General features: G+C 69.0%; 23 protein-coding genes. 7 read left to right on the plus strand and 16 right to left on the minus strand.

The annotated features are described in order from the left end of the window. Window positions 1–97 precede the first annotated feature (97 nt). Together OOB33_RS01655 and selD are read right to left on the minus strand one after the other, a co-directional pair. Window positions 98–2,446 carry a serine/threonine-protein kinase gene (locus OOB33_RS01655; RefSeq protein ID WP_271007394.1) on the minus strand — a complete coding sequence of 783 codons (2,349 nt, stop codon included), beginning with the start codon at window positions 2,444–2,446 and terminating at the stop codon, window positions 98–100. 28 nt (window positions 2,447–2,474) lie between these two features. Next, the gene (selD, locus tag OOB33_RS01660) at window positions 2,475–3,563 is read right to left on the minus strand and encodes a selenide, water dikinase SelD (RefSeq protein WP_271007395.1); all 1,089 of its coding nucleotides are present in this window, start codon (window positions 3,561–3,563) and stop codon (window positions 2,475–2,477) included. A 122-nt stretch (window positions 3,564–3,685) separates the two neighbouring features. Here selD and OOB33_RS01665 point away from each other — a divergent pair, with 122 nt between their 5' ends. Continuing rightward, window positions 3,686–5,332: a sensor domain-containing diguanylate cyclase gene (locus OOB33_RS01665; protein WP_271007396.1), complete on the plus strand. Its 1,647-nt coding sequence runs from the start codon at window positions 3,686–3,688 to the stop codon at window positions 5,330–5,332. Between the two features lie 54 nt (window positions 5,333–5,386). Here OOB33_RS01665 and OOB33_RS01670 read toward each other — a convergent pair whose 3' ends face one another. From OOB33_RS01670 to OOB33_RS01685, 4 genes are all read right to left on the minus strand, one after another. Further along, window positions 5,387–5,692: a hypothetical protein gene (locus tag OOB33_RS01670; RefSeq protein ID WP_271007397.1), complete on the minus strand. Its 306-nt coding sequence runs from the start codon at window positions 5,690–5,692 to the stop codon at window positions 5,387–5,389. Window positions 5,693–6,496: 804 nt separating this feature from the next. Further along, window positions 6,497–6,853 carry a hypothetical protein gene (locus tag OOB33_RS01675; protein WP_133155288.1) on the minus strand — a complete coding sequence of 119 codons (357 nt, stop codon included), beginning with the start codon at window positions 6,851–6,853 and terminating at the stop codon, window positions 6,497–6,499. 135 nt (window positions 6,854–6,988) lie between these two features. Further along, complete coding sequence (locus OOB33_RS01680; RefSeq protein ID WP_133155285.1) at window positions 6,989–7,378, minus strand: hypothetical protein; 390 nt, start codon at window positions 7,376–7,378, stop codon at window positions 6,989–6,991. Window positions 7,379–8,235: 857 nt separating this feature from the next. After that, window positions 8,236–9,264: a LysR family transcriptional regulator gene (locus OOB33_RS01685; RefSeq protein WP_271007398.1), complete on the minus strand. Its 1,029-nt coding sequence runs from the start codon at window positions 9,262–9,264 to the stop codon at window positions 8,236–8,238. 216 nt (window positions 9,265–9,480) lie between these two features. Between OOB33_RS01685 and OOB33_RS01690 the strand changes: the two genes are divergently transcribed. Further along, a complete protein-coding gene (locus OOB33_RS01690; protein WP_271007399.1) occupies window positions 9,481–10,431 on the plus strand; it encodes an alpha/beta hydrolase family protein in 951 nt (316 codons plus the stop codon). 70 nt (window positions 10,432–10,501) lie between these two features. Then, window positions 10,502–11,101 (plus strand): DUF3617 domain-containing protein, encoded by a 600-nt coding sequence (locus OOB33_RS01695; protein WP_271007400.1) that lies wholly within the window; start codon window positions 10,502–10,504, stop codon window positions 11,099–11,101. A gap of 38 nt (window positions 11,102–11,139) precedes the next feature. On the opposite strand, the gene OOB33_RS01700 is transcribed toward OOB33_RS01695, so the two are convergent. Further along, window positions 11,140–11,280, minus strand: a complete 141-nt coding sequence (locus OOB33_RS01700; RefSeq protein WP_271007401.1) for a hypothetical protein — start codon at window positions 11,278–11,280, stop codon at window positions 11,140–11,142. 94 nt (window positions 11,281–11,374) lie between these two features. Between OOB33_RS01700 and OOB33_RS01705 the strand changes: the two genes are divergently transcribed. Both OOB33_RS01705 and OOB33_RS01710 read left to right on the plus strand, forming a co-directional pair. Further along, complete coding sequence (locus OOB33_RS01705) at window positions 11,375–12,379, plus strand: XdhC family protein (RefSeq protein WP_271007402.1); 1,005 nt, start codon at window positions 11,375–11,377, stop codon at window positions 12,377–12,379. Further along, on the plus strand, window positions 12,367–13,077 hold the full coding sequence (locus OOB33_RS01710; RefSeq protein ID WP_271007403.1) for a hypothetical protein: 711 nt from the start codon (window positions 12,367–12,369) through the stop codon (window positions 13,075–13,077). Before OOB33_RS01705 ends, OOB33_RS01710 begins: the two co-directional genes overlap by 13 nt. An 18-nt stretch (window positions 13,078–13,095) precedes the next feature. Here the strand turns inward: OOB33_RS01710 and OOB33_RS01715 are convergent, their stop codons facing one another. From OOB33_RS01715 to OOB33_RS01745, 7 genes are all read right to left on the minus strand, one after another. Then, entirely contained in the window at window positions 13,096–13,851 is a 756-nt protein-coding gene (locus OOB33_RS01715) for a substrate-binding periplasmic protein (RefSeq protein WP_271007404.1), read from the minus strand. A gap of 103 nt (window positions 13,852–13,954) precedes the next feature. After that, window positions 13,955–14,569, minus strand: a complete 615-nt coding sequence (locus OOB33_RS01720; RefSeq protein WP_171826753.1) for a GNAT family N-acetyltransferase — start codon at window positions 14,567–14,569, stop codon at window positions 13,955–13,957. Then, complete coding sequence (locus tag OOB33_RS01725) at window positions 14,566–15,018, minus strand: GNAT family N-acetyltransferase (RefSeq protein WP_271007405.1); 453 nt, start codon at window positions 15,016–15,018, stop codon at window positions 14,566–14,568. Before OOB33_RS01725 ends, OOB33_RS01720 begins: the two co-directional genes overlap by 4 nt. 105 nt (window positions 15,019–15,123) lie before the next feature. Beyond that, complete coding sequence (locus OOB33_RS01730; protein WP_271007406.1) at window positions 15,124–17,067, minus strand: serine/threonine protein kinase; 1,944 nt, start codon at window positions 17,065–17,067, stop codon at window positions 15,124–15,126. Between the two features lie 113 nt (window positions 17,068–17,180). Continuing rightward, window positions 17,181–18,044: a c-type cytochrome gene (locus OOB33_RS01735; protein WP_271007407.1), complete on the minus strand. Its 864-nt coding sequence runs from the start codon at window positions 18,042–18,044 to the stop codon at window positions 17,181–17,183. Window positions 18,045–18,105: 61 nt separating this feature from the next. Further along, window positions 18,106–19,146, minus strand: a complete 1,041-nt coding sequence (locus tag OOB33_RS01740; protein ID WP_243392843.1) for a helix-turn-helix transcriptional regulator — start codon at window positions 19,144–19,146, stop codon at window positions 18,106–18,108. Next, a complete protein-coding gene (locus tag OOB33_RS01745) occupies window positions 19,143–20,057 on the minus strand; it encodes a GGDEF domain-containing protein (RefSeq protein ID WP_271007408.1) in 915 nt (304 codons plus the stop codon). The genes OOB33_RS01740 and OOB33_RS01745 overlap by 4 nt, the downstream gene beginning before the upstream one ends. A gap of 225 nt (window positions 20,058–20,282) precedes the next feature. Between OOB33_RS01745 and OOB33_RS01750 the strand changes: the two genes are divergently transcribed. Together OOB33_RS01750 and OOB33_RS01755 are read left to right on the plus strand one after the other, a co-directional pair. Beyond that, the gene (locus tag OOB33_RS01750) at window positions 20,283–22,874 is read left to right on the plus strand and encodes a TonB-dependent receptor (RefSeq protein ID WP_271007409.1); all 2,592 of its coding nucleotides are present in this window, start codon (window positions 20,283–20,285) and stop codon (window positions 22,872–22,874) included. 2 nt (window positions 22,875–22,876) lie between these two features. Next, window positions 22,877–24,460, plus strand: a complete 1,584-nt coding sequence (locus OOB33_RS01755; RefSeq protein ID WP_271007410.1) for a phytase — start codon at window positions 22,877–22,879, stop codon at window positions 24,458–24,460. A gap of 50 nt (window positions 24,461–24,510) precedes the next feature. Here OOB33_RS01755 and OOB33_RS01760 read toward each other — a convergent pair whose 3' ends face one another. Together OOB33_RS01760 and OOB33_RS01765 are read right to left on the minus strand one after the other, a co-directional pair. Further along, complete coding sequence (locus tag OOB33_RS01760; protein WP_271007411.1) at window positions 24,511–25,077, minus strand: porin family protein; 567 nt, start codon at window positions 25,075–25,077, stop codon at window positions 24,511–24,513. A 78-nt stretch (window positions 25,078–25,155) separates the two neighbouring features. After that, entirely contained in the window at window positions 25,156–26,913 is a 1,758-nt protein-coding gene (locus OOB33_RS01765) for an MFS transporter (RefSeq protein WP_271007412.1), read from the minus strand. Between the last annotated feature and the right edge of the window lie 36 nt (window positions 26,914–26,949).

A 26,949-nucleotide genomic window follows, 5' to 3' on the forward strand; every position in this document is an offset into this window, starting at 1 on the left:
TAGGGGCCAGTCCCGGCGGCGCGGGAGCTCAAGCGATGAGCTGCGGGTTCGCCGACATGGGCTGCAGGCGGCGCGCGATGACGCCGCCCGTCCAGGCTCAGCGCCCCAGCTCCGCCAGGGCGGCGCTGACCTGGGTTTCCAGGCTGTGGCCGGCGGGCCAACGCCGCTTCTGCAGCTCGGCCGCGGCGGCCACGATCAGCGGCCGGGCTTCTTGCGCCTCGCCCGCGCGCAGCAAGGCCCGGCCCAGCTGCAGCCGCGCCCAGGCCTGCTGGACCGGGTCCGACGGGGCCTGGGCCAGCTGGATGGCCAGGGCCTCGCGCCGCGAACGCAGGGCCGCGCGCGCCTCGCCCTGGGCCTCTTGCGCCTCGGCCAGCCACAAGAGCTCCTGCGCCACCGGCATGGCGCTGGCGCCCAGCAAGGCCTGCAGCTCGCTGAGGCCCTGCGCATGCAAGGCCAGGGCCTCTCGCCCCTGGCCGGCGCGCAGCAAGGCCCGCGCCAGCAGGCTCTGGGTTTCCAGCGCAAACACGCTGCGCTCGCCGTGGATGCGGCGGCGCTGCGCCAGCAGCTCGCGCAGCAGCGGCAAAGCCTCGTCCAGGCGCTGCTGGCCCAGCAAGGCCTGGGCCAGGCCGTGGCGTGAATTGAGGGTGTAGGGGTGGTCAGGCGGCAGGCGCTGGGCCTTGAGCGCCAGCGATTGCTCGAACCAGGCCTGGGCCTGGGCATAACGCTCCTCGCGCTCGGCCAGGGCGCCCAGGCTGTGCAGGGACGAGGCCACCTTGGCCGATTCCGCACCGTCATGCTGGCGGCGGATGTCCAGTGCGCGCTGGTAGTGGCGGCCGGCTTCCTCGAACGCGCTCAGCCGTGTCAGCACCAGGCCCAGGGCCGCGAGCGAATCACCGAGCAGGCTGCCCGTGGCCTGGCCCGGCCGCGCCTGGTAGGCGGCCTCGCGCAAGCCCAGGGCTTCGCGCGCCAGAGGCAAGGCGCGCGGGGCCAGGCCGGCGTTGACCAGGGCCACGGTCAGCTCGTGCAGGGCCAGGGCTTCCTTGTTCAGGTCGCGCTGGGGCAGGCCGCGCTGCAGGGCCAGGTCTTGCTCCAGCAGCTCGATGGCGCGCAGCGAGCGACCGCTGCGCTGGTAGACCAGGCCCAGCACATGCTTCATCTCGGCCTGCACGGCCGGCTGCTGTTTCAGATCGGCGTCGACCCGCGCCGCCGCATCGTCGATGAACTCGGCAAAGCTCTTGGGCTGGCGCCCGATCAGGAACGGATCGAAGTCTTCGAAAATGGCGATCACCACCTGGCGCACGCGCTTGGCGTTCTCGGCCTCCTGCTGCGCCTGCTGGCGCGCGGCCTCGGCCAGGTCGCGCTGGTGCATCAGGCTCCAGCTGAAGCCCAGGCCCAGCAACAGCACGCCGGCGCTGACCGACAAGGCCAGCCAGCGCCGCCGCAGCAGCTTGCGCAGCACATAGGGCCCGCGGCGCGGCAGCGCCTCGATCGGCAGCTGGCGCTGGAAGCGGCGCAGATCGGCCTGCAGCTCGGGCACGCTGCGGTAGCGCTGCTCGGGCCGCTGCTGGGTGGCCTTGGCGATGATGGCCGCCAGCTCGGCCCGGCGCAGCGGCGAGGGGCCCGGCCCCTGCGGCTGGTGCAGCTGCAGCAGCTCCTGCAGCAGGCGCCCCAGGCTGTAGACATCGCTGGCCGCGCTGACCGGCTGCCAGGCCAGCAGCTCGGGGCTGGCAAAGCGCGGCGTGGCGCCCAGGCTGCGCGGCCCATCGGTGGCGCCGGGCTGGCGCTCGCCGGCGGCGCTGCGCCCCTGCAGCTGGGCCACGCCAAAATCCAGCAGCATGGCCCGGCCATCGGCGCCCACCAGCACATTGCCCGGTTTGACATCGCAGTGCAGCACCAGCTGGCCGTGGGCGTAGGCCAGGGCTTCGCAGACCATGGAGAACAGCGCCAGGATGGCCGGCAGGCTCAGCTTCTGGCGCGCCACATAACGGTCAATCGCCTCGCCCTCGACATACTCCATCACCAGATAGGGCAGGCCAGCCGGCGTGCTGCCGCCGTCCAGCAGGCGGGCGATGTGCGGGTGGTTGAGCGAGGCCAGGATCTGGCGCTCGCGCGCCAGCTGATCGAGTGAGGCTGGGTTGCCGCTCAGCCCCAGCAGCAGCTTGATGGCCGCGCGCTGCTGGTAATGACCGTCGTTGCGCTCGGCCAGAAACACCTGGCCCATGCCACCGCGCCCGAGCTGGCCGACCAGGCGCCAGGCGCCCAGCACATCGCCGATTTCGGGGCTGGGCGGCGGCGGCGACAGGGCGTCGCCCACCCGGCCTTGCGTGGCAGGCCGGGTGGTCTGGGCCTCGGTGGCCTGGGGCAGCGCCTCGGGCGCCAGCGTGGCCCAGGCGTCCAGCGACAAGCGGGTGCTGTCCTCGTCGCCCGGTGGCGCGGCGGGGTTCATCGGCAAGCGATCCTCAAATCAGACGCACTCAGACCGCGGAACGCTGCAGCTGCAAGCGCGGCGCTGCACTGCGCTCCAGCACCCGGCCCAGCACGGCCGCCGGCCCAAAGCCATGGCGCGCGAACACCGCTTGCACGGCAGGCAGCGCCTCGGGCGCACAAGCCAGCAGCAGGCCGCCGCTGGTCTGCGGGTCGCTGAGCAGGGCCAGGTCTTCAGCCGAGAAGCCAGCCGGCAGCTCCACCTCGGCGCCGTAGGCCGCCCAGTTGCGGCCCGAAGCCCCGGTGATGCAGCCCTGCGCCGCCAACTCGCGCACGCCCTCGATCAGGGGCACGGCGGACCAGTCCAGGGCCAGGCTGCAGCCCGAGCCGCGCGCCATCTCCAGCGCATGGCCGGCCAGGCCGAAGCCAGTGACATCGGTCAGCGCATGCACGCCTGCCAGGGCCGCCAGATCCGGGCCCGGGGTGTTGAGCCGGGTGGTGCTGGCCAGCATGCGGGCATAGCCCTCGGCGCCGAGCAGGCCTTTTTTCAGCGCGGCACTGAGCACGCCCACCCCCAGCGGTTTGCCCAGCAGCAGCACATCGCCCGGCTGGGCGCCGGCATTGCGCTGCACCCGCTGCGGGTGGACCAGGCCCAGGGCGACCAGGCCGTAGATCGGCTCGACCGAATCGATGGTGTGGCCGCCTGCGATCGGGATGCCGGCCTCGCGGCAGACCGAGGCGCCCCCCTCCAGCACGCGGCCGATGGTGGCCGTGGACAGGCGCGCGATCGGCATGCCCACCAAGGCCAGGGCCATGATGGGGCGGCCGCCCATGGCGTAGACATCGCTGAGCGCATTGGTGGCGGCGATGCGGCCGAAGTCGAAAGGGTCATCGACGATGGGCATGAAGAAATCGGTGGTGGCCACCAGGGCCTGCTCGTCATTCAGGCGGTAGACGGCGGCATCGTCCGAGGTCTCGATGCCCACCAGCAGCTCGGGCGGCAGGGGCATGCCGGCCTGGCTGCTGCGCAAAATCTCGCTCAACAGGCCCGGCGCGATCTTGCAGCCGCAGCCGCCACCGTGGGACAGGGAGGTCAGACGGGGCTCGTCGACGGGTTCGCGGGGCGGATGGGCTGACATGGCAGGGCTGGTGAGACGACGCAGGGCCGAAAGCATAGCCGCAGCAGCCTGCTCCGAGATGGACGACAAATTCATCCAGGCTGCGTAAAGTGTTCCAGGCACTGCCGCTCCGACTGGCCACCATGCCTGAGTCCAGCCCCTCATCCTCTTCATCCTCATCCTCCGCTGCCACCTCCAAGCCCACCCCGGCACCCCCGAGCCCGCTGAGCCCGCTGAGCTCGCGCCAGCGCCGCGACCGGGCCGTGCTGCTGGGCCTGAGCGTATGCCTGCTGCTGGCCGCCTGGGGCAGTGTGCTGCGAGTGCGCGAGGGCATGGCCCAGGCGCAGGAGCAGACCCGGCGCAGCGGCCTGCAGCTGGCCGAGGCGCTCGACCATGAGCTGGACATCCACGTCTACAACCTGCTGGCCATGAAGTACCTGGCCGAGCGTTTTTTCAGCGGCCGCATCCGCGGCGCCGAGAACCCGGTGATCCGCCTCCATGCGCGCGACGGCGGCCAGGCCTACGAGTCGCGCCTGCCGCCCCAATTCGGCGACCCGGCCTCGCTGGGCCGGGTCACCGGCTTTGGGCCTTTGCCCGCGCTGGACGACCCGGTGGCCGAGGAGCTGACCATGGCCGTAGGCCTGACGCCGCTGATGCGTGCGATTCGCGAACGCAGCCCCGATGTGCCCTGGGTGCAGTACACCTCGGCGCGCCATTTCATGTTCGTGTTCCCGGCCAAGGGCGCGGAGACCTTCCAGTTCCGCCCCGAACTGCTGGGCCGCGAGTACTTCGCCCATGCCCGGCCCGAGGCCAACCCGGAGCGCCGCCCTTTCTGGAGCCAGCCCTACCTCGACGCCGGTGACCGCGAAGCCATCGTCACCGTCACCCAGCCCATCGACCAGAACGGCCAGTTCCGTGGCAGCGTCAGCATCGATGTGCGCGTCAGCAGCCTGCAGCGCGGGCTGGCCGCCACGCCCCTGCCCCATGCCCATGTCCACCTGGTCGATGCGCGAGGCCGCAGCATCGTCGCCGTGGCGCCTGCGCCGGGCCAGGAGGACGACAGCGAGCTGCGCCCCCACATCCGCCTGCGCCTGCCGCTGAAAAGCGCGCCCTGGGCGCTGGAGCTGCACCTCAGCGAGGACGACCTGCTGCGCAGCAGCCTGCACAGCAGCGCCGGGCACCTGGCCACCGTTCTGGTGCTGGCCCTGAGCCTGGGCTTTGTCTTCACGCTGACGCGCAAGAACCGCCAGATCGAAGCCCTGGCCCAGCACGACGGCCTGACTGGGCTCTACAACCGCCGCCATTTCGACACCCTGGCACCGCAGCAATGGGCGCTGGCCCAACGCCAGGGCTGGGCCCTGGGCCTGGCCTTGATCGACATCGACCACTTCAAAAAATACAACGACCACTACGGCCACGCCGAGGGCGACCAGGCCTTGCGCGCCGTGGCCCAGGCCCTGCAGGCGGCGCTGCGGCGCAGCTCAGACCTGCTATTCCGCGTGGGCGGTGAAGAGTTCGCGGTGCTGCTGATGCTGACCGAAGGCCAGGCCCTGGAGCCAGTGCTGGCGCAGCTGAACGCAGCCGTGCGCGATCTGCACCGGCCACACCAAGCCAGCCCCAGCGGCCAGCTCAGCATCTCCATCGGTGCCACCGTGCTGGGCCGACCCACCTGGCTGGACCTGGGCGCCGCCTACCGCCGCGCCGATGAAGCCCTGTACGAGGCCAAGGCGGGCGGGCGCGACCAGGTGGTGCTGCGGATGCCGCCGGAACCGCCAGCAGACGTGGGTTGAGGCGGCGAAAACTCGCCGCCTGCGCCTCGCCCCCCCCGGCTCAGGCGTCAAAGCTCAAGGCGCAAAGTAGCGGCTGGCCATGGCCAGCAAGGGCAGCATGGCGCCAAGGACCAGAACCAGCTTCTGCGTCCTGACCTTGAGCAAAGCCAGGTGTTGGCTCGGCGGAAAGGGCCGGCTGAACCCGCCCGTCCAGATGAGCGGGCAGCTGAACCCCAGCAAGGCCCACAGGCAGAACTGCAGGGCCAAGGCCCCGGCCACGCGGTCACCGGCGCCAGCCGCAAGCGTCGCAGCGCCCACGGCACATGCGGCAGGGATGGCTGCGCAGAGGATTCGATGCTTCAGGCCTTGCTGCAGAAGCAAGAGCAGAGGCTGCGATGGGCTTGTAGTTCTCACAAACGCTCTCCCGTAGAGGGTTCTGACCGGCAAGCAGAGTTGCTGCTATGGCTTGGTGGCCACAGCTGGCAGCCGAGCAGCAAGCGGCAGCTTGCCAGCATGACTCCGCTCAAGATGATAGCCAGGTCGCCAGACAGCCTGGAACCATGGGGAACCCCAGCCTCGCATTCATCAGAGGGTCGCCAGATAGTCCAGGCGGGCGCGCCCCAGCTCGACCTCGCACCCCATGCCCTCGGCGGGAGCCCCGGTTCCGTCGCCAAACCTGGCACTTCGAAAGCTGCACTCCGCATCTCGATAGGCGGACCACTTCGCCTTCCCAATCAGGTTCAAAGGCCTCCAGGTAATGCCGGTACACCGGTTCGGTGCGCCAGTCGTTCCGAGCGATCGCTGCACGCTGGCGCGCTTCGAACTCCACTCGGACGTTTGGCCAACGAAGGACATGCATGCAGACTTCGACAAACTCCGTCGGCGCATACGGAGGCATCTCAAGAAACGCCGCTTCAAACTCACCTTGCAATTCAGGATTCGCTGCGATGATTTCGAATGCTTCAGAGGCAAATGGCAGCGCATCAGGCGCGTCAAATATGACGCTCAGCTTCGCCTCCGCTTCGCGCGCCAACTGGACTAACTGCTCGACAGGTGTCACTGTGGGCCCAACGTTCGAGCTGAGTGGCCGCAGCCAGCTGGCCGCGCGGAGGTGAGAATGCAATGACAAAGTAGCGCGGCCAGATGGCGAAGGTCCACTCGAATGCTGGGTTAGGCCGCGAATTTTCAGTGCTTTGGCTGTGCAAGGAGTTTCTCCGCCACCAGGGCTACGGCGCTGACGATGCCGCCAACGACTTGGAGTTCTTTGTACACAGCACAACTAACACTTGGGAAGTCTCCTTCGATGGCGGCTGCAGTGTAGTAGCGGACCCAAGGAACCGGGTGTTCACGGGCGAGCCGAAGTACACGATCTTCTCCGTCGGGCAGCATCTTGCGAAGCATGTGGACGAGCGCCACGCACTCCGGAGCGATCAGGTCGCGAATCTCGTAGCGACCAGAATCCTCTAGATACCCAACACACGAAGCGCAAAGCACCAAGTTCGATTCGATCTCTTCAGCGGGAAGCAGGACAGGATCTTCCAACAGCGGCCTAACGTTGAAGCTAACCGGCCAGCGACGGCAGGACGCCGAAGGGCCAGAATGAAATGAGGCCCGAAGGCGGCATGCCGTTGCGGGTCCGGTTGAGCGGCAGGTTAGAGCGCATTGGCGATTCCGCACTCACGGCAGGCCCCTACTTCGCGCACTGATGGCTTGATTGATGCGCTGCGCAACGAATCGGCTGAGGTAATAGGAAATAACAAACGGCAGCACTGACACAAAAGCACCATATGCAATGGCGTATGGAATGACTTCAATAGATCTCGACCAAACAGCTGCAAAGACTGACAAGATGCCCAGGAATGCAGCGAATGGCCAAGCGAAGCTGAGCTTGGCGCGCTTGGCCACGACAGCAATGGGGCCGGCGACCAAACCACCACCTAAACCAAAGTAGACCAGTACACCAAGGACGACTGCTTCGCTATGCGCGTATGCCGGCGTACACCATGCAAGCGCTGCGGTGGCCGCTGCAAGGCGGAGAAGGCGATCCTTATTGCGCGGTGCAAGCATGTGCGCTCTAACGTTGAAGCTGAGGGGCCGCAGCCAGCTGGCCGCGCGGAGCTGAAAATATACAGGCAGCGTAGCGCGGCCAGCTGGCGTAGGTCCACTCGAGCGCCCGGTTAGGCTTCACTGCTCTGCCAATCCGTCCTTCTTCGAAAGCTGGACTAGCACCCCAGGCTAGCGCGCTTGGCTTGGTGGACTGCAATTGATCAGAATCGCCATCGATTTCTGACCGTGCAATAGCGAAAAGCAAAAAGATGGAGTGGCGCATTGAATGTGGTCCTAGCCTTTTTTGGCCCTGTTCAGCATTCGATTTGCAATCACACGCCCGAGGAAGTGACACAGGAATAAGACGGCGGCTGATGCTAGGAGGTAGATCGCATCGCCAGTGTGCCGCCTAGCGATTTCGAGTGGCGCCCCAACGATCAGTATGGAGAGCAGCCATAGGGCCACGCGGACTAGCCAGACCTTCAGATCAATAGACATAAGCGCGATGCCTAACGTGTTGTATGTCGCAGCTGCACGCCGCATATCACGGCCGCTGTCGCCATAACCGGCCAGGCGAAAACCCAAGCAAGTGCCTGTCGGATCACGCCTTTTCGCTGCTGGTTTGAGATTTCAAACGGCATTAATCTCCACGACAAAAGCCGCGCCTGTTACAAACACTCGGCTTGGGCTGCAACGCAACATCCAGCCGGTCGATGGCTCGCCATATTGCCATCAGTTCATGGCGTTAGTTCCTCAGGCCAACCCTCGAATGTCGCGCGCCCAAACTCCCGGCTCCGAGGCCAGCGGGGTCACCCAGCTGGGCGCGACAGCGGTGCCCAGCCAAACATGGCCGCGCCGGCCGGGCTCTGCCCCTCCCGCTAAGCCCCCGCCCCCTCCTCCGCCAAGGCCTCCTTGATGAAGCGCACCAGCGCACGGGCGGTCTCTGAGCCGGCGGGCATGGGCAGGCTCAGGGCCTGGATCCATTCGCCTTCCTTGACGGTCAAACGCCAGCCCGGCAGCACGTCGACCAGGCCGCCGCCGCTCTCGGTGGCGATGGGCACGCAGAAATCCGGGCTGAGCACCACGCCGCCGCCGGCGCGGGCCATGGCCAGCAGCACCTCGTGGTCATTGCCCCAGGCGGCGGCGCGCAGGCTGAGTGCGGCTTCTTCCAGCGGGCGGCCCTGTGGGTCTTCGCGCAGCCAGCGGCGTTCGCTGGCGTCTTCGTGCTGGCCGACCAGCAGGCAGGGCAGATGCAGCAGATCCTGCGGCCCTTGCAGCGGGCCGGCCGCGGCCGCCCAGGCTGGCGAGGCATAGGCGCGCACGGCATAACGCAGCAGGGGCTGGGCCACCCAGTCCTCGGGCGGCTGGGCGGTGGCGCGGAAGGCCAGGTCCACGCCTTCGGCGAGCAGATCGACGCGGCGGTAGGTGAACAAGAACTCATAGCGCAGCGCCGGGTGCAAGGCCTGAAAGCGCGCCAGCAGCGGCGGCAGCACATGGTTGCCGAACACCGGCGGCGCGCTGATGCGCAAGGTGCCGCTGAGCTGGTCACGCTCGCTGCGCAGGGCCAGGCGGGCACCTTCGGTGGCCTCCAGCACCACCCGGGCGCGGGCCTGCAGGCGCCGGCCGGCTTCGGTCAGGCTGAGGCTGCGGGTGCTGCGCGCGAACAGGGCCAGGCCCACCGCCGATTCAATCGCGGCCACGCGGCGGCTGACGGCCGCGCGCGTCAGCCCCAGATCCCGCGCCGCACGGGCAAAGCTGCCGGCCTGGGCGATGCGGGCGAACAGCTCCAGGGCATTGGCGTCCAGGGCCTGATCGGCGGCGGTGCGGCGGCTGCGCGACAGGCGCGGGGCGCTGCTCGTTTTTGCTTTTGTTTTTGTTGTTGCTGTCGTTGTCGTTACGGTTGCCACTGCTGCCGGGGTCGACGGAGCAGGCGATGGCGATGGCGAAACGGGCGGGTGGCGCGGCTTGTTTGTCAACGTTTGATTACCAATGTGTCGATTCAACGCAGTCTAGTCGCTGAAATCTCGCCAATCTAGACTGAGTTCCCGTGTCCTCCACGGCCTACCACTTGGTTCCACAGCCCTCCACCGCCATCCACCGGCCGCCACCCGCCAAGAATCCCGATGAAACCCACTGCCCCCTCCCTGCCCCACGCCTTGCCCCCGGTCCAAGCCGTGCAGCTGCGCTGCGCCGACGGCCGCCTGCTGCACGCCAGCTGGCAAGAGCCGGCGGGCCCGGTGCGCGCCCTGGCCGTGATCAGCCCGGCCATGGCCGTGGCCAGCGGCTTCTACCGCGGCTTTGCCGAGTGGCTGGCCGGGCGCGGCTATGCCGTGCTCAGCTACGACTACCGCGGCATCGGCCGCAGCTTGCAGGGCTCGGTGCGGCAGGAGCGGGCCGGCCTGCGTGAATGGGCGCAGCTGGACATGGCCGCCGCCCTGCGCGCCATCGAACACCGGCGCCAGCGCGAGCAGCGGGCGCAAGGCCAGCCGCTGGGCGTGCTGGCCATCGGCCATTCCTTTGGCGGCCAGGCCATCGGTCTGGCGCCCGGCTTCGAGCAGCTGGACGCGGTGCTGGGCGTGGCCGCCCAGGCGGCCGACTGGCGCTTCTGGGCCGGCGTGCAAAAGGCCAAGGCCGCTCTGTTTTTCCATGCCTTGCTGCCGGGTTTGAGCCATCTCTTCGGCCACGCGCCCGGCTGGGTGCTGGGCGGCCGCGCGCAAGACCTGCCCAAGGCTGCGGCCCTGCAATGGGCGCGCTGGGGCCGGCGGCGCGGCTATCTGTTCACCGACCCGGCAGTGCAGGCTGACCTGGGCTACCACCGCTTCACCGGCCCGGTGCACCTCTGGAACATCAGCGACGACACCTTGTTCGGCCCCGGCCCGGCGGTGGACCACCTGGGCCAGCAGTTCCGCAGCGCCGCGCTGCAGCGCCACACCCTGGACCCGCGCCAGCTGGGCCTGCGCGCCATCGGCCATTTCGGCATGTTCCGCCGCGAGCTGGGCGCCCAGATCTGGCCGCTGCTGCTGGCGCCCGTGGAGCAGGCCACACCGCAGCTGCGCGAACGACTGCTGGCTTGATCGGCAGCGCTGGCTACACTGGCTCTTCACCCCCCACCCGCCACGGCCCAACGGGCCCGAGGAGCCGCGCATGAAGACCCAGCACGCCCCCACCCAGGCTCGCCCTCCTGCCTTGCTGCTGATCGCGGCCTGCTTGCTCAGTGCCAGCGCCTTCGCGCCCACACGAGCCCAGGCCCAAGCCATCAAGCCGGGGCTGTGGGAAATCAAGATGAACCCCCAGCTCAGCCCCGAGCGCCAGGCGGCCATGGCCCAGGCCCAACAGCAGCTGGCCCAGATGCCGGCCGATCAGCGCAAGATGATGGAAGAGATGATGGCCAAGGCCGGGGTCAACGCCAATCTGGCCACCGGCGCCGTCACGCTCAAGGTCTGCATCACGGCCGATCAGGCGGCCCTCAATGAGCTGCCAGTGCACAGCCAGGGCCAGGGCTCATGCAAGCACCAGATTCAGCGCAAGGGCGCGCACATCCTCAACCAGTTCAGCTGTAGCGACCCCGAAGTCAGCGGCCAGGGCACGACCACACTCACCAGCCCCGAGGCCTACACCTCGACCTTGAACACCGTCAGCAAGAACAAGAGCAGCGGCAAGAACGAAACCCTGGTGGTGAACGGCAGTGGCCGCTGGCTGGGCGCCGGTTGCGGCAGCATTGCGCCGATGAAGACGCCGAAATAGGCAAGTCCAAGGGGTCGACGCGGGCCCGGCAGGCCGGCTCAGAGCTTGCCGGTGAAGATGCGCCCCAGCCAGCCCAGATACCAGGCCAGCAAGGCCTCGAACCAGCGCGGCTTGGCCACAGGCGGCGGCGCCGTCGTCGCAGGCTCGGCGCTGAGCGGTTCTTGAGGCTTGGGTTTCATGGCGGGCTTGGCATGCGCGGGGCAGCCACAGCAAAGCAATCGGGTAAGCGTATTGTGCGCCGCGGGCGCCGGGCCGAGCGCATAGGATGCCGCCATGGACAACGTCGACTTGCAAGTGTTGCGGCAGCTGGCCGCCTGGCGCCGTGAGAGCCGCGGCGCGGTGCTGGGCACCATCACCCGCACCTGGGGCTCGGCCCCGCGGCCGGTGGGCTCGCTGGTGGCGGTGCGGGATGACGGGCAGATTGCCGGCTCCGTCTCGGGCGGCTGCATCGAAGACGATCTGATCGCCAAGCTGCGCGAAGGCGCCCTGGCCTTGCAGCGGCCCGAACTGCTGCGCTATGGCGTCGGCGCCGAGGAGGCCCAGCGCTTCGGCCTGCCCTGCGGCGGCACGCTGGAGCTGCTGCTGGAGCCGGTCAGCCAGGCCTCGCAGATCGAAGCCCTGCTGGAGCGCCTGGACCGCGGCGAGCGGGTGCAGCGCCTGCTGGACCTGCACAGTGGCCGGGTGCAGCTGCTGGCGCCCAAGCACGGGGCCGACACCTTGCTGCTGGACGCCCGGACGCTGCGCAGCCACCACGGCCCGCAGTGGCGCCTGCTCATCATCGGCGCCGGCCAGATGACCCAGTATCTGGCGCAGATGGCCCTGGGCCTGGATTACCGCGTCACCATCTGCGACCCGCGCGAGGAATACGCCGACGGTTTCGCCGTGCCCGGCTGCACGCTCAGCCGCGACATGCCCGACGATGTCGTCACCGCCATGCAGCCCGACGGCCACAGCGCCATCGTCGCCCTGACCCACGACCCCAAGCTCGACGACCTGGCCTTGATGGAGGCGCTGCAAAGCCCGGCCTTCTACGTCGGCGCCATCGGCTCGCGGGTCAACCAGAGCAAGCGCAAGGCGCGCCTGGCCGAACACTTTGGCCTGACACCGGCGCAGCTGGCCCGCCTGCATGGCCCGGTGGGCCTGCACATCGGCGCCCGCACGCCGCCCGAGATTGCCCTGTCCATCCTGGCCCACATGACGGCCGAACGCTACGGTGTCCGGATCCGCAGCCAGGGGCCCGAGCCGGGTGCGCGCGGCGAGGTGGGATGCGCGCTTTGAAGCGCCTGCGCGGCCGGGCTCGTGCCTGGCCGGTGCTGCCCCTGGCCCTGGCTGCGCTGTGGGGCCCGGCCCTGGCGCAAAGCCCCGAGCAGATCCGCCTGCGCGAGCAGGAGATGGCGCAATGCCCGCTGGCCGAGGTGCCCACCTGGGGCGATGGCCGCGACCGCCCGGCCCTGGCCTCGCCGCTGCGCCTGCGCTATGCCCACGCCGGCGCGCCGGCCTGGTTCACGGCCGAGCAGGTGATGCAGGCGCTGCAGAGCGCCGCCAGCAGCTGGTCGCGCTGCGGTGTGCCCAGCGAGGTGCGGCGGCTGCAGGCCAGCGACGAGCTGCCGACCGGCGCCGTGTTTGTGCACTGGAGTGCGGCGGCCAGCCGCGGCAATTTCGGCCTGGCCGATCTGGGCCAGCGCAGCCTGGCCCTGAACCCGGCCATGTTCACCCTGCTGCGGCAGCGCAACCCCAGGCACCCGGCCGGCGAGACGCTGCAAATGGTCGTCTCGCACGAGATGGGACATTTCTTCGGCCTGATGGCGCACTCGCGCCGCTGCATCGATGTGACCTCCTACTACACCGACGGCAAGGGCGGCCAATGCCAGACCACCGACCCGGGCCTGCTCAAGGCCTTTGGCGAGTACCGCGCCACCCTGCCCACGGCCTGCGACATCGAGCGTTGCCGGCGCGCCAACGCCCAGGCGCGCTGACGAGGCCCGGCGCCGCGCTCAATCGGGCGGGAACATCCAGCGCTCGTAGATGCGCCGCGCCGTGCCGTCGTCCACCATGGTCTTGAACACCGCATTGACCTGGGCCTCGGCGCCGATCTGGCTGGACTTCTTGGAAAAGGCCACGGTCAGATGCGTGGTGTTGAGCACCAGCACATCGCCAAACTCCGCCTCCAGCCCGAGCTTGCGGATGATGTGGCCCAGGGTGGACAGAGAGCCGGCCACGGCCATGGCGTCGCGGTCGGCCACCGCCTTGCGGATGGCCAGGGTGTAGTCCAGCACCAGGTCCTTGCGGATCTCGGGGTCCGCATCGAAGCGCGGGTCGACCTTGAGCCCGCGGGGCGCGCCGACGATGATCTTCTTCAGGTCCTCATAGCTGCGCACCCGCACGCCCTTGCGCGCCCGGACACCAAATTCCAGCGGCACAAAAGCCGTGCCCCGGTTGGCATAGGCTGCGCGGGCCTCGCCCCAGGCCATGATGGAGAAATCGCAATCGCCCAGCTCCAGATCGCGCTCCACGCGGGCATAGGGCGTCAAGGTCTTGATCGTGCGGTGGCCGCTGCGGCGCTCGAACTCCTTGAGCAGGTCGACGACGATGCCCACATAGGGTTCGGCGGCATCGGGGTCGGGGTTCTTTTTGGCCCAGGGGTCGAACTGGATCAGATCCACGCGGAACTCGCGGGCCTGGGCGGCCGACGCCAGCAGCGCCAGACAGAGGCAAGCTCCGCGCAGCCAGGAAAACCAAACACCATTCACCTTGTCACGCCTTTGCCGGCTCCGAAGTCTCGGGCCGACCCATGCCTGGCCAACCCTTGGGTCTGAATCTAACAGAGGGGCTGCCGGGCTGCGGCAACCCGGCTCAGGGCTCGGGCCGATCACGTGCCACTTGGCACAGGTAGTCGGCGATTTCGTCTGCCTCGGCCTTGCCCGCCGCGCCGGCCGCAAGCAGGGGCTTGAGCATCACCCGCAAGGTGTTGAGGCGGCGACCGGCCGGCACGCCGTCGCGCCGACGCAGCTCGACAAAGCCCTGGCCTTGCCAGAAGCGCTCAGCCCGCGTGTTGCCCAGCACCACCCCCAAGCGCATCCAGCGGGCGCCCTGCGCGCGCGCCCATTGCTCCAGGCCCTGGTAGAGCGGGGCGGCATCGCCGCGGCCATGGCGCGCCGTGGCGACGATGAACAGGGCGAGGTGGCAGACCCCGGGCCGCATCAGGTCCTCGACCACGCTGCCATAGGCCAGCAGTTCACCCGAGGGCTCGGCGTAGAAGCCGAGCTGGCGCAGGCGGCTGTAGCTGAGCTCGGCCGGCGGGCGTTCGTCGAACTCCTGCTGTGCCTCATCAGGCCGCGGCGGCTCGTCTCCGACGGTCCAGAAGTACTCCGGGTTGGCCTCCAGAAAGCGCTGCACCGCCGGCACATCGGCCGCCGTCAGCTCCCGGCAGTATCGGCCGGCGCCGCAGGAAAACAGGATGGAGCTCAACTGGCCCCCTGGGGCGCACGCAAATAGATCTCCGGGTCCAGGCGCTCCATGAAACTCTGCGGCTTGGACGCGGGGCTGAAGCCGTACTTGGCGTAGAGCCCGGCCGCCGTGCTGGTGGCCAGCATGAAGCGGCGCAGCTGTTGCAAATCGGGGTGGGCCATGACGGCATCCATCAACGCCCGGCTGCAGCCCTGGCCTTGGTGCTCGGGCAGCACAAACACATCGCAGAGGTAGGCAAAGGTCGTGCGATCGGTGATGACGCGGGCAAAGCCGATCTGGGCGCCCTCGCGGTACGCACCGAAGCACAAGGATCCAGCGATGGCCTGCGCCACCGTGGCCTTGGGAATGCCCAGGCACCAGGGCGCCTGCTCGCTGAGGAAGCGGTGGATCAGGTCCAGATCCAGGCGCACCGGATCGCAGCTGATGAGAAAGGGGGAATCAGGGCTCATGCCGAGGATTTCAACAGAAGCGCAGCCGCAGTCCCAAGGTCATGCCCGTCAGTCGAACACCGGCAAAGCGCCAGCCCAAGCCCAAGCCCAAGCCCAAACCCAAGCTCAGCGCTCGCGGCGCTGCTCGCGGATCTCGCGCAGGCGCACGCACTCGGCATGGCCGGCATAAGCCGGCTTCTCGCAACGGCGGTCCACGCACCAGACGCGCAGCAGGATGTTCTCCTTGGCGCAGGCCTGGCGTGGGTCCAGGGGGGCGGCCGGGGCCTCCTCGTGGCCTGCGGCCTGGACGGCCGACGCAGCCTGGGTCGCGGCCGCGGCGATCTGGGCCGGCGTGGCCACAGCCAGGCTGGCATCCTGCTGCGGCATGGGCGGCAGCTTGTTGGCCGCCCCACCGGGCGCCGGGGCCGAGGCCACGCCCTCCTTGCCGGGGCGGCGCGCATCGGTGCGCACGGTCTGCACCTGAGATTGCGAAGGCGCCTGCGCGGCCAGGCGCGAGGACGAAGCTGCAGCCGCGGACGGCGAGGCCTTGTTGCCACCGTTCGGGTTCAGCAAAGGCGCCGGCGCAGGGCCCAAGACCACGGCCGCAGGGGCCGGCACCATGGTCTGAGCCGGCGCCGAGGCGGGCGCGCGTCCGGCCTGTGCCAGTGCTGGATCGGTCGCCGGCGCGGATGCCGGGACAGGCACAGCCGAAGCAGCAGAAGAAGCCGACGACGGCGCGGAAGCCGCCGCCAGTTCCAGCGACGGCGCAGCACCTGTATCCCTGGACTTGGCCCACCAGCCGCCCGCAGCCAGCACGAGCAAGAGCGCCACCGCCGCCATCGCCAAGGGCGGCACCGACCGGGCCTTGCCGGCCACCGGGGCCGACGCAGGGGCAGGCACCGGGGCCGGCCCGGGCGCCACGGCCGCCTTGGCGGGGCGCGACACCGGCGCCGCGGAAGGCGGCGGCTGCACCAGGGTGGCAGCCTCGGCCAGGGGATTCGGCGCGGGCTTGGCGAGCGGCACGGTGCGCGGGCGCGGCTGGATCACCGTCACATCGTCATCCGCGCCATCGCTGCCGTCCTCACTCAAGGGCAAGGGCAGATCGGCCTCATGCAGCCCGGGTGCTTCGCGCTGGCCGGTCAGGGCGTCGCGGAAGGCCTCCATGCTTTGCGGGCGCTCCAGCGGCCGCACGGCCAGGGCCCAATCGACGGCGGCCAGAAACGCGCGCGAGCAGCCCGGCAGGGCCCGGCCCGCCAGCGGCTCGTAGTCATCGACCACGGCGCGCGCCGTGGCCGGCGGCGGCGGCTGGCCGGTCAGCAGGTAGTGAACGACAGCACCCAGGGCATAGACATCGGTCCAGGGCCCTTGGCGCAGGGCCGAGCTTTCGGCGTACTGCTCGATGGGTGCGTAGCTGGGCTTGAGGATGGCGGTGAAGGTCTGGGTGCGGTCGCCGATGGCGCGGCGCGCCGCACCGAAATCCAGCAGGATGGGGTCGCTGCCATCGGCCGGCATCAAGATGTTGTCGGGCGCGATGTCGCGGTGGTAAACGGCCGAGGCATGCAGCAGGATCAAGGCCTCCAGCAGCGGCAGCAGCAGCGCCCGCAGCGCCGCCTCGTCCAGCGCAGGCGCCCGGCCGGCGTTGATGTCCTCGCGGCGCTGGCGCAAGGTCTGACCCTGCAGATAGGGCATGGCCATATAGGCCGTGCCATTGGCCTCCCAGAACTGGTAGACCTTGAGCAGGGAGCGGTGGTCGAAGCGGGCCAGCAGGCGCGCCTCGTTGACGAAGGAACGGCGACCGATCTCGAAGGTTTCGCTCAGCGAACCCGAGCGCACCGACACCACCGAGCCCTCGCCACGCTGGGCCAGCTGCCCCGGCATGTACTCCTTGATCGCCAGCTCGCGCTCCAGCGCATGGTCGCGCGCCAGGTAGACGATGCCGAAGCCGCCCACACCCAGGGTCCGCACAATCTCCAGCGCCCCGAAACGGGTGCCGGGGGGCAAGGCATTGACGTCGTCGACAGGCAGGCCTGGCGAGCGAAGTCCGGTGCGGTCAATGGGGGTGTCCGACATGAGCGAGCCAACAAGCGATTCGGAAAGTGGGCAAGGGTACTCGATGTGCGAGGGCGTGCGGTAGGCGCATCACCCCCTAATGGCAAGAGTCACACGCGCCCGGAGGCGCCGCCTCAAGGCGCCACCGGCAAGGCCTTGAGGTAGTCGTGCAGTTGGCTGGCGATGCGCTGGCGCTCGGCCGCGCTCAGGCCATCGGGCAGGGCCGGCATGGCGGTGCCGGGCTTGACGGACTGGGGCTGCAGCAACCAGCTCTGCCAGGTACGGGCATCGATCAGCTTGGCGCGAACGGCCAGATTGAGCGGCATCTTGGCGCCGCCAAAGCCGTTGATCTGGTGGCAGCTGAGGCAATAGGTCTGCGCCAGGGCCGCATGCTCGGCCCAGCGCGCACTGTCCATGCCCGAGGGCAGCAAGGCCTCGGGGTTGACGGCGCGCAGGCTGATTTCGGCCACCTGGTAGGGCCAGTGCGTGCCACCCTCGGCCTGCAGGGCGGGGGCACTCAGGTTGTCCCATATCAGGTAGTAGGGACCGAGCGCCACGCGCTTTTCGCCCTGCGCGAGGTTGTCCACCCTGAAGGGCTGGCCATCGGCCAGGCCCACGGCCAGGTAGGCGCGGTACTTGAGAAAACGCGCCACCGGCATGCGCGCGATGAAGCCATCGAGCGCCTTGAACTCCAGCTCACGGTCGGGCTGGGCCTGCCAGCTGGGGCCGAGGGTGGCGCTCAGCACCGCCTCCACGGGATAGGCCAGATAGCGCCGCTGCACCGGCTGGTCCTTGCTGCTGAGGTGGGGCTCGACGACGGTCACGGCCTGCGCCTTGTGACCCTGGGCCAGCAGCTGGCGGTGCAAGGCGGTTGGCGCGGGCAGGGTTTCGGCGCTGACGGCCCAGGGCGCGCTCAGCGCAGCGCTCAGCAGCAGCCAGGCGGCACGGCGCCGGGCACTGGAAGGGGAAACAGGGTGGGATCTCGCGGGGATGCTCATGCCAGGCTCCTGGCCCGGAACGGGCCTGAGCTGCATTGCAGCACAGCCCGGCCTTCATCATTCAAGCCAGCAAGCTGGGCACCAGGCCGGTCCAGCGCTTGAAGGAGCGGCGGAAGTTGCTGCGGTCGTGAAAGCCCAGGGCCTGGGCCACGCGCTCATGGCTCTGGCCTTGCAAGAGGAGCAGATAAAGCGCCCAGTGGGTGCGCACCTGGTCGAGCTGGGCCTGAAAATGCGTGCCATGCTGGGCCAGATGGCGCTTGAAGGTGGCGCTGCTGACGCCAAAGGCCTGGGCGCTCTGCTCCAGCGTGGGCGCTTCACGCAGGCGCGGCAGCAAATGGTCGTAGAGCGCAGCCAGCAGACCGCGGCCGGCGGCGCCGGGGTCGGCGCCCTGGGCCAGGGCCTGGGCGGCCATGCTGTCGGCCACGCCGCGCGGCCAGGGTTCGTCGAGGCAGGCGGCCGGCACGCGCATGGCGTCGACCTGGCAATCGAACTGCAGGTCGGCGCCGAGGAACACCGCATGCTGCGAGAGATCGCGCGGGCGGCTGCGGTTGAAGCTGTAGCGCCAGGGCAGGCGCCGGCCGCCCAGCCACTGGCACAGGCCGGTGACGGCGCTCATCTGCATGTCGACCACGAAGTTGCGCTGCGCCGCGCCGACGCCGCAGGCCTCGGTCCAGATCAGCAGCAGCTCGTCCTCATGCCAGAGCAGGCGCGGCGTCAGCAGGGGCGAGAGCCGGGCGCTGTGCGCGGCCAGCAGCTCCAGGGCCTGGCGGCCGTTGCGCGCCTGAGCCAGGGCATGGCTGGCCAGGCCGGCATGGCCGGGCAGGCTGAGCTGGCCCAGAACAAAAGCCGTATCCGGCGCCTGCAGCTGGGCTTGCAAGGCGGCCAGCAGATCGAGCAGCTGCTGCGGGCTGAGCAGGCTCGGCATTGAACTGAAGCCAGCGGCTGCCAGCAGATCGGCCGGCGCCAGGCCGCGGCTGCGCGCAAACTCCAGCAGCAGCACGGCCTGGTGTTCCCAGACCAGGCAGCGTGTGCCCAGCTGATACACATTGGCCGGCGCCACGGCGCTCAAGGCCGGGCTGAGACCGGGTAGGGCCGCGTTCACAGCCGGGCCGCCAGCCGAAGCAGCTGCTGCGCACCGGGCTCGTCCGCATCAACCGCACTCCACACCACCCGCGCCGGGCGCTGGATGCGCTGGCCCTGGCGGCTGTGGTGGGCCAGGCTGCCCAGGGCCTGCTGCAAATGGCCGGCGGTCTGCGCCGCCAGGGCCGGGCCGGCGCCGGGCATCAGCAAGGCAAAGCGGTCAGCGGCATAGCGGCAGAGCAGGTCCTCGGGCCGCAGGTTCAGGATCAAGAGATGGCCGGCCGCCTGCAGCAGGCGATCGGCCTCGGCCAGGCCATGCTCGCGGGCGATGCTGTCAAAGCCGTCCAGGCTCAGCATCAGCAGGGCCGCGCCGGGCTGGCCCTCGCGCTGCTGTTCCAAGGCGATCTGGCGGGCCAGGTAGTCGGCATCGCCGAGCTGGGTGATGGCATCAAAACTGCGGTGCTCGCGGATCAGGCGCTCGCGCTTGAGCAGCTGGGCGCTCAAGGCCCGCTCTTCCTCGCGCCAATGCTGCAGGCCGATGGTCAGAACCAGCATGCCCAGGGGCGTGAGGCCCGATTCCAGCCAGTTGTCCCAGAGCACGGCCTTGGGCAGGCGCCAGAACTCGTCCAGCACATCGACCCATTCGCCCAGCAGGATGCCGGCCAGACCCAGGCACAGCCAGCTGGTGACGCGGCCACCGGGCCGGCTGCTGCGCAGCTGGGTGATCCAGATGGCGGCCATCAGCACCATGCCGCCCTCGCCGGCCACATCCATCCAGCGCCAGTCCTGCAGCGGCTTGGCCTCGCCGCCCCAGGCGAAGGCCGCCATCAGGCCGGCCATCAGCAAGGCCAGGAGATGGCCGAAATGCGCCAGGCCCAGCACGGGCGCCTGGGGCACGGGCTGCAAGGCCTTGAGCAAAGGTGAGATGAGCATGGGCTGGCGATCCTAAAGAGGCTTTGTGACAGGCCGTCATGCAGCGGCGCGCTGTGGACGGCGGGGGTCGAAACAGCTCAGTCCGGGGCCGGATCTGCGCTCTTGCAGCCGCTGCGGCCGCCCGAGGGCTGGTCGTCACGGAACTGCCATACCGCCTGCCTAAGGTGCGGAGCCATTGCCGATCCGGCGCTTGTCTGTGCTCCGCTGCGGAGCCCCCCACCCACCATGTCCCACTCCTTCCGCCTGCCCTGCCCAGCCCTGCGCCGCCCACGCCTGACGCCGCTGAGCCTCGGCCTCAGCGCCGCCCTGCTGTCCCTGGCCGCGTCGCCCGCCTCGGCACAAAGCGCCGCGCCCGCCCCGGCCGACGCCGCCAGCGCGCCCACCACCACGCTGGAGACCGTGCAGCTCAGCGGCCAGGCGGCCAATCTGCGCAATGCGCTGGACAAGCAGCGCGCCGCCACCGGCGTGCTGAGCGTGGTCCATGCCGACGGTATCGGCCAGTTGCCCGACATCAATGCCGCCGAGGCCCTGGCCCGCCTGCCCGGCGTCTCGGTCGAGCGCGACCAGGGCGAAGGCCGCTTCATCCGCGTGCGCGGCCTGGGCCCGGATCTCAACGCGGTCAGCATCAACGGCACCCTGGTGCCCTCGGCCGAAGCCGACCGCCGCGCCGTCGGCCTCGATGTGGTGCCGGCCGGCCTGATCCGCTCGCTGGAAGTGCGCAAGACCCTGAGCCCGGACCAGGACGCCAACTCGCTCGGCGGCTCGGTGGCGGTGAACACCGTGTCGGCCTTCGACCAGCCCGGCCGCGTGCTGAACCTCAGCGCCGGCGCCAGCTACGCCGCGCTGAGCGGCAAGACGCGCCCGAACGGCGCCCTGATCTACAGCGAGCGTTTCCTCGCCAACACCCTGGGCCTGGCCCTGGCCCTGAGCAGCGATGAGCGCAGCTTCGGCTCCGACAATGTCGAGACCGGCGGTGCCTGGAACCTCAGCGGCAGCAGCCCGGCCTTGAGCAAGCTGGAGCGGCGCAGCTACACCATCAGCCGCGTGCGCCACGGCGGCGCCCTGAACCTGGACCTGCGACCCGACCCCGGCCAGAGCTACTACCTGCGCAGCTTCAGCAGCCGCTTCACCGACACCGAGCAGCGCCAGGCGCAGACCCTGGAGTTCTCGCCCGCCCTGGCTGCGGGCCAGACCGATGGAAAGGCCAAGGCAGCCCGTTCGCTGAAGGCGCGCGAGGAGATCTCGCAGGTCGATTCCCTGAGCCTGGGCGGCGAGCGCCGCTGGGGCGACTGGAAGCTCAGCGCCGCCCTGGGCGCCGGCCGCGCCAGCGAGAACAAGCCCGACACCTTGTCCGGCGCCACCTACAAAAACGCCACGGCCTTCAGCGGCCTCGGCTTCGCCGACAGCCAGAAGCCCGTGATCAGCGGCCCGGCCGGCCTGGCCAGCAGCAGCGGCTTCACGCTCGACAAGATCAAGCTGGAGCAAAGCCGCGCCACCGACCGCGAGCGCAATCTGCGCGTCGACCTGCTCAAGGACCTGGATCTCGACGGCGCCGAGCTCGAGCTCAAGGGCGGCGTCAAGATCGCCCGCCGCCAGAAGGACAACGGCCGCGAGGTCTGGAGCTACAGCGGCAAGACCTTGGCCAAGGCGCCGTACGGTTTCAGCAGCACGCAGCTGTCCATGGCCAGCGTGGTGGCCGAGGGCATGCCGCGTTATCCCTGGGGTGAGCTGGGCCCCAACCTGAGCGAGCAGGCGGTGCGCCAGCTGGTGGCCGGCCTCAAGCCGGCCGAGTTCCGCGAGGCCAGCGATTCGGCCATTGCCGACTACCGCATCAAAGAAGAGAGCGACGCCGCCTACCTGCAAGCCACGATCGACTGGAAGCACACCCAGCTGATCACCGGTCTGCGCCATGAAACCCTGCGCCTGGAGGCCGATGGCACCGGCAACAGCAAGGGCCAGTTCAGCGCCCAGCACAGCGAGAGCCGCAGCCGCCACTGGCTGCCGGCCCTGCTGCTGCGCCAGCAGCTGAGCAGCGAGAAACAGCTGCGCGCGGCCTACACGCAATCGGTGGTACGCCCCACCTTCGGCCAGCTCAGCCCGGGCTTTGTGATCGAGGACAAGAGCGCCGAGTTCGGCAACCCGGCACTCAAGCCCTTGCGCTCGCGCAATCTGGACCTGGGCATCGAGCAGCGCCTGGACCGCGACGGCAGCTTGTCCGCCTATGCCTTCCACAAGAGCATCCGCGACTTCGTCTACCGGACCAATCTGGCCGGCCAAGGCACATGGGCCGGCTTCGATTCCGCCCTGACTTACGCCAACGGCGAGGACGCCAAAGTCAGCGGTCTGGAGCTGGCCTATGGTCAGGCCTTGCGCGGCCTGCCGGCACCTTTCAACGGCCTGGTGCTGGGCGCCAACGCCACCCTGGTGCACTCCAAGGCCACCATCGCCGGCTACAAGAACGGCCAGCTGCAAAGCCGCCAGCTGGCCCTGCCCAGCCAATCGGACCGCAGCCTCAACCTCAGCCTGGGCTGGGAAGGCCAGGGCCTGAGCACCCGCCTGGCGGTCAACCACAAATCGGCCTATCTGCTGGAGGTGGGCGATGTGCTGAACCCGGCCAAGGACTTGTGGGTGGACGGCCAGACGCAATGGGACTTCTCGCTGCGCTATGACCTCAGCGCCAAACTGCAGCTCAGCCTGGAGCTGCTCAATCTGAACAACAGCGCCTACTACGTCTACGCCGGCCAGCGCGCCCTGAACGCGCAGTACGAGCAGTACGGCCGCAGCGTCAAGCTGGGTCTGAAACTGGCGGTGTTCTGAGCATGAGGCAGCACACACTCGCACTCTTGATGGCACTTGGCTTGCTGGGCCCGGCCCATGCCACCCAGACAGCCGACCTCAACCCGACCCAGCTCCAGCTCGACAAGAAGGGCCTGCAGCTGCTCGACCGCCAAGGCCGGGAACTGGCCCGTTATGCCGTGCGCGCCAAGCGCTGGGATCAGCGCGCGGAAGGCGCCCAGGACCATGTCGCTGTGCTGCTCGATGCCGACCGTGGCCGGCCGGTGCTGCTGCGCAGCGAGGGTCAGGTCTTGCGCGCCCAGGACCTGCCCGAGCCCAGCTTTGCCGTCGAAGCGCTCTGCCTGCACCGCGACCCGCAAGGCCTGCTGCAGCTCTTCCTGCTCGGCGAGGAAGGCCTGAGCGAGCAATGGCTGATCGCCGGCCCCGAGGGTGCACGCCCGCTGCGCCGCCTGGCCACGGCGCCCGGCGCCAAGGGCTGCGTGGTCGATGACAAGCAAGAGCTGCTGCACATCGATGAGCCCGGCCTGGGCCTGTGGGAACACAGCACGCGCGTCGAGGGCAAGCCGCAGCGCCAGCTGCTGCGCGCAGCGAGCCGCAAGGCCAAGGCCCCGGTGAGCAAAACCTGGGACTGGCCGGTGCTGCAACCCAGCGGGCAGACCGCGCCGGTGGCGCGCTTCGGCGACGCGGCGGACGACCCGGCGATCTGGGTGCACCCGAGCGACGCCCGTCTCAGCCGCATCCTCGGCACCAACAAGAAACAAGGCCTGCTGGTCTACAACCTGCAAGGCGAGGAGCGGCAGCTGCTGGAAGTGGGGCGCATCAACAATGTCGACCTGCGCCAGGGCCTGCAAGTGACGCCGGGGCAGTCCATGGACCTGGCCGTGGCCACCCAGCGCGATGAGAACGCGCTCCTGCTCTTCGGCATCGATGGACAGGGCCTGGTGTCCGAGCTGGCCCGGCTGCCCACCGATCTCAAGGACATCTACGGCCTCTGCGTGGGCCGCAGCGCAGAGGGCGAGCTGGACGCCTTCCCCAACGACAAGGACGGCCGCGTGCAGCAGATCCGCATCACGCGCGCCGCCGAAGGGCAGTGGCAGTCACGCCTGCTGCGCCAGTTCCAGCTGGCCAGCCAGCCCGAGGGCTGCGTGGTGGACGAGGCGAACGGACGGCTCTTTGTCGGCGAAGAGAAGCGCGGGATTTGGCAGATTGACATCGGAAGCAGTGCCGGAACAGGCAAGCCAAGGTTGATCATGCCAGTCGGCGGCGCCCTGGTCGCCGATGTGGAAGGCCTGGCGATCTACCGCGCCCGGCCGGGTGACGCCGGCTATCTGCTGGTGTCCTCGCAAGGCAATCACAGCTATCTGGTGCTCGACGCCCAGCCGCCCTACGCCTTGCGCGGCGGCTTTCGCATCGGCATCAATGCCGAGCTGGGCATCGACGGCGCGTCGGAAACCGATGGCCTGGAAGTGAGCGCCGCCAACTTCGGCGGGGTCTACGGCCAGGGCCTGATCGTCGTGCAGGACGGCCACAAGCGCTTGCCCGACGGGCCGCAGAACTTCAAGCTGCTGCCCTGGAGCGAGGTGGCGCGCGCACTCAAGCTGCCCTGAAGCCGGGCTCAGGGCTCAGGGCTCAGGGCTCAGGGCTCAGGGCTCAGGGCTCAGAAGCGCAGCTGCACGCCCAAAGAGAGCACGTTGATGTCGTTCTTCAGGAAACGGTTGTATTCCAGCTGCAGGCCCCAAGTGGCGTTGAAGTCGTAGCCGAGGCCGGCGCCGACGCTGGCCTCGGTGAGGGACTTGGCCTGCATACCCACCCGGGTGGCCTTCATCGAGGTGCGACCCAGGCCCAGGCGGCCGTAGACCTGGAAGGACTCGTTGAGCGGCGCGCTCAGGCGCAGGGCAGTGCCGACATGGCTGTCGGGGTAGACATAGTCCTCGCGCTCGAACAGGCCAGGAATGATGTTGAAGTTGAGGTTGCGAGCAAACAGCTCGGCCGACAGATGGGGGTTGAAGCGGTAGCCCACGGCCAAGGCCACAGACGGGTCCGAGTCGCCCAGATAGACCTTGGACTTGCCCTTGGCGCTGCCGAAGCTGGCGCCCAGGTACAAGCCCTTGCCATCGAGCTCCGGACCCGCCTGAGCCACGCCCTGCAGCATCAACAGGCCCGCGGCCGCCAGGGCCAGCAGGCGGGCGCCGTCTGCTTGTTTCCTCTTCTCGTTCTGTAACACAAGCCTCTCCTCGTTTGTCTCTGGAGGTGGCAGGTTAGCAAGCCGGGCTGTCGCCGGCCATCGCCCCCACGAGGGTGTTCACACAGTCGCGCCGGATGCAACTTTCGGGCTCAGAATCTGCCAGTCCTGGCGTGCCAGCTGGATCAACACCAGACCGGACAACAGGGGCAGCAAGTAGATCAGGCTGTCGGCCACCATCAGGCCGACCGAGTTCTGCGCCCAGGGCGCAACACCCGCCTGCAAGCCGTCCACCCATTTGCGGCCGTAGATGGCCAGCAGTGGCAAAGCCAAGCAGGCAGCGCTGCGGCGCAAGGCCGGACTGATGCCCGCACCCAGCACCTCACGGCCGGCCAGCAGGAACAGCGGCGCGATCACAAACAGCATGGTGAAGAAGACATTGGCAATCGGCAGGGCAGCGCCGAGCTCGGCACGCAGGGCCCAGAAAGGCAGCCAGGCCAGGCACAGCAGACCAATCCCCCAGGCGCTCTTGCGGGCGCGGTGTTCGGCCAGGGAGTCGCTGATCTGCGCGGCCTGCGAGGCCGGCTTCTTCATCAGATGCATCAGCGCAAGGCAGAACAAGCCCACAGTGGCGTCGATGGCCAGGGTCACCGGGTAGCCGAAAGCCTCGATGGACAGGCCTTGCCAGGTTGCGGTGTAGGCGATGGACAAATTCATCAAGGCCATATAAGCCGTGAACTGGGTCGCGGCAACCTTGGGGTTGGTCACATCCATGAACAGGGCCGAGCGCACACCGTACATCAGGCCCATGAAGACATTGAAGCCCAGCACCGCCACCCACAAGGCCGTGACCAGGGCCGGTTCCACCGCCGCCTTGCTGTCGGCCGCACGCGGCATCACATAGCCATGCTGTTGCAGCACCAAGGCCAGGTAGGCGACCGGCAGGCTCATCAGAATCACTGCCGCACTCAGAACCACACGCCGGCCAATGCGGTCGGACAGCAAGCCGCCCAGCACCATGGCCGCACCGCTGACCACGCTGGTGGCCAGATTCATCCAGGCGACCTGGTCGTCGTTGAGGCCGAGTTCGACCGAGAGGTTGGACTGCAAGGCCAGACTCAGCGACATGGCGCCGCAAGGCAGCAGGGCGAAGAACACCCCGGCGTAGGCGCCGCGCGTGCCGATGAAGGAGCGGAAGGCGTCCATGGCAAAGCTGCGCATCTCGCCCAGGGCGTGGCGCAGGCCGCGGCCGGCCTGGTGGGCCGCATCACCGGCCTGGGCCAGGGCTTCCTTCATGGGCAGGACAATGAAGCCCGTCACGGCCAGGATGCTCAGGGCCACGAAGACAAAGCTGTTCTGGAAGCCGATGTAAGCCATCAGGAAGAGCACGCCACTGCCCCCCACCGCCTGGCCCACGGCCGCACCGGCGAACATCAGGCCATTGGCCAGACCACGCTCCTCGGGGTGCAGGGTGTTGCAGGCCAGGGCATCGATGGCCACGTCCTGCATGGCCGCAAAGGTGTTGTGCACCAGCAGAATGGCCGTGAACAAGGCCAGCTGTTCAGGCAGCTTGACGAAGACCAGCACCCCCAGGGTGGCGGCCATGATCAGCTGCGTGAACAGAATCCAGCCGCGACGATGGCCGAAGCGCTGCGAGCGGAACACATCGACCAGAGGGCCGAAGGCCCACTTGAAAGCCCAGGGCAGGTAGAAGGCGGCGACAAACGCCCCGATCTCGGCGGGCCCCACGCCCATGCGGCGCAGCTGGGTGGCCACGGCGGTGGCGGCGAAACCGAGGGGAATGCCCTCGGTCATGTACAAGAAGAAAAAGGCCGACAGGCGACCGTTGCGGCTTCCCAGCAGATTGGGCAATCTCATGCGCTCATCCGCGCGCCGGCGGGCGCGCCCCTCGTG

Origin of the sequence: Paucibacter sp. B51, assembly GCF_027863535.1 — a bacterium.
GTDB lineage: Bacteria > Pseudomonadota > Gammaproteobacteria > Burkholderiales > Burkholderiaceae_C > Paucibacter_A > Paucibacter_A aquatilis.

Bases quoted from the DNA above. Each gene is read 5' to 3' on its own strand.
- OOB33_RS01735 (WP_271007407.1), bottom strand. From the start codon at position 18,044: ATGAGCATCCCCGCGAGATCCCACCCTGTTTCCCCTTCCAGTGCCCGG.
- OOB33_RS01725 (WP_271007405.1), bottom strand. From the start codon at position 15,018: ATGAGCCCTGATTCCCCCTTTCTCATCAGCTGCGATCCGGTGCGCCTG.
- OOB33_RS01705 (WP_271007402.1), top strand. From the start codon at position 11,375: ATGGACAACGTCGACTTGCAAGTGTTGCGGCAGCTGGCCGCCTGGCGC.
- OOB33_RS01710 (WP_271007403.1), top strand. From the start codon at position 12,367: ATGCGCGCTTTGAAGCGCCTGCGCGGCCGGGCTCGTGCCTGGCCGGTG.
- selD (WP_271007395.1), bottom strand. From the start codon at position 3,563: ATGTCAGCCCATCCGCCCCGCGAACCCGTCGACGAGCCCCGTCTGACC.
- OOB33_RS01695 (WP_271007400.1), top strand. From the start codon at position 10,502: ATGAAGACCCAGCACGCCCCCACCCAGGCTCGCCCTCCTGCCTTGCTG.
- OOB33_RS01700 (WP_271007401.1), bottom strand. From the start codon at position 11,280: ATGAAACCCAAGCCTCAAGAACCGCTCAGCGCCGAGCCTGCGACGACG.
- OOB33_RS01730 (WP_271007406.1), bottom strand. From the start codon at position 17,067: ATGTCGGACACCCCCATTGACCGCACCGGACTTCGCTCGCCAGGCCTG.
- OOB33_RS01755 (WP_271007410.1), top strand. From the start codon at position 22,877: ATGAGGCAGCACACACTCGCACTCTTGATGGCACTTGGCTTGCTGGGC.
- OOB33_RS01690 (WP_271007399.1), top strand. From the start codon at position 9,481: ATGAAACCCACTGCCCCCTCCCTGCCCCACGCCTTGCCCCCGGTCCAA.
- OOB33_RS01765 (WP_271007412.1), bottom strand. From the start codon at position 26,913: ATGAGATTGCCCAATCTGCTGGGAAGCCGCAACGGTCGCCTGTCGGCC.
- OOB33_RS01750 (WP_271007409.1), top strand. From the start codon at position 20,283: ATGTCCCACTCCTTCCGCCTGCCCTGCCCAGCCCTGCGCCGCCCACGC.
- OOB33_RS01680 (WP_133155285.1), bottom strand. From the start codon at position 7,378: ATGCTTGCACCGCGCAATAAGGATCGCCTTCTCCGCCTTGCAGCGGCC.
- OOB33_RS01745 (WP_271007408.1), bottom strand. From the start codon at position 20,057: ATGCTCATCTCACCTTTGCTCAAGGCCTTGCAGCCCGTGCCCCAGGCG.
- OOB33_RS01655 (WP_271007394.1), bottom strand. From the start codon at position 2,446: ATGAACCCCGCCGCGCCACCGGGCGACGAGGACAGCACCCGCTTGTCG.
- OOB33_RS01665 (WP_271007396.1), top strand. From the start codon at position 3,686: ATGCCTGAGTCCAGCCCCTCATCCTCTTCATCCTCATCCTCCGCTGCC.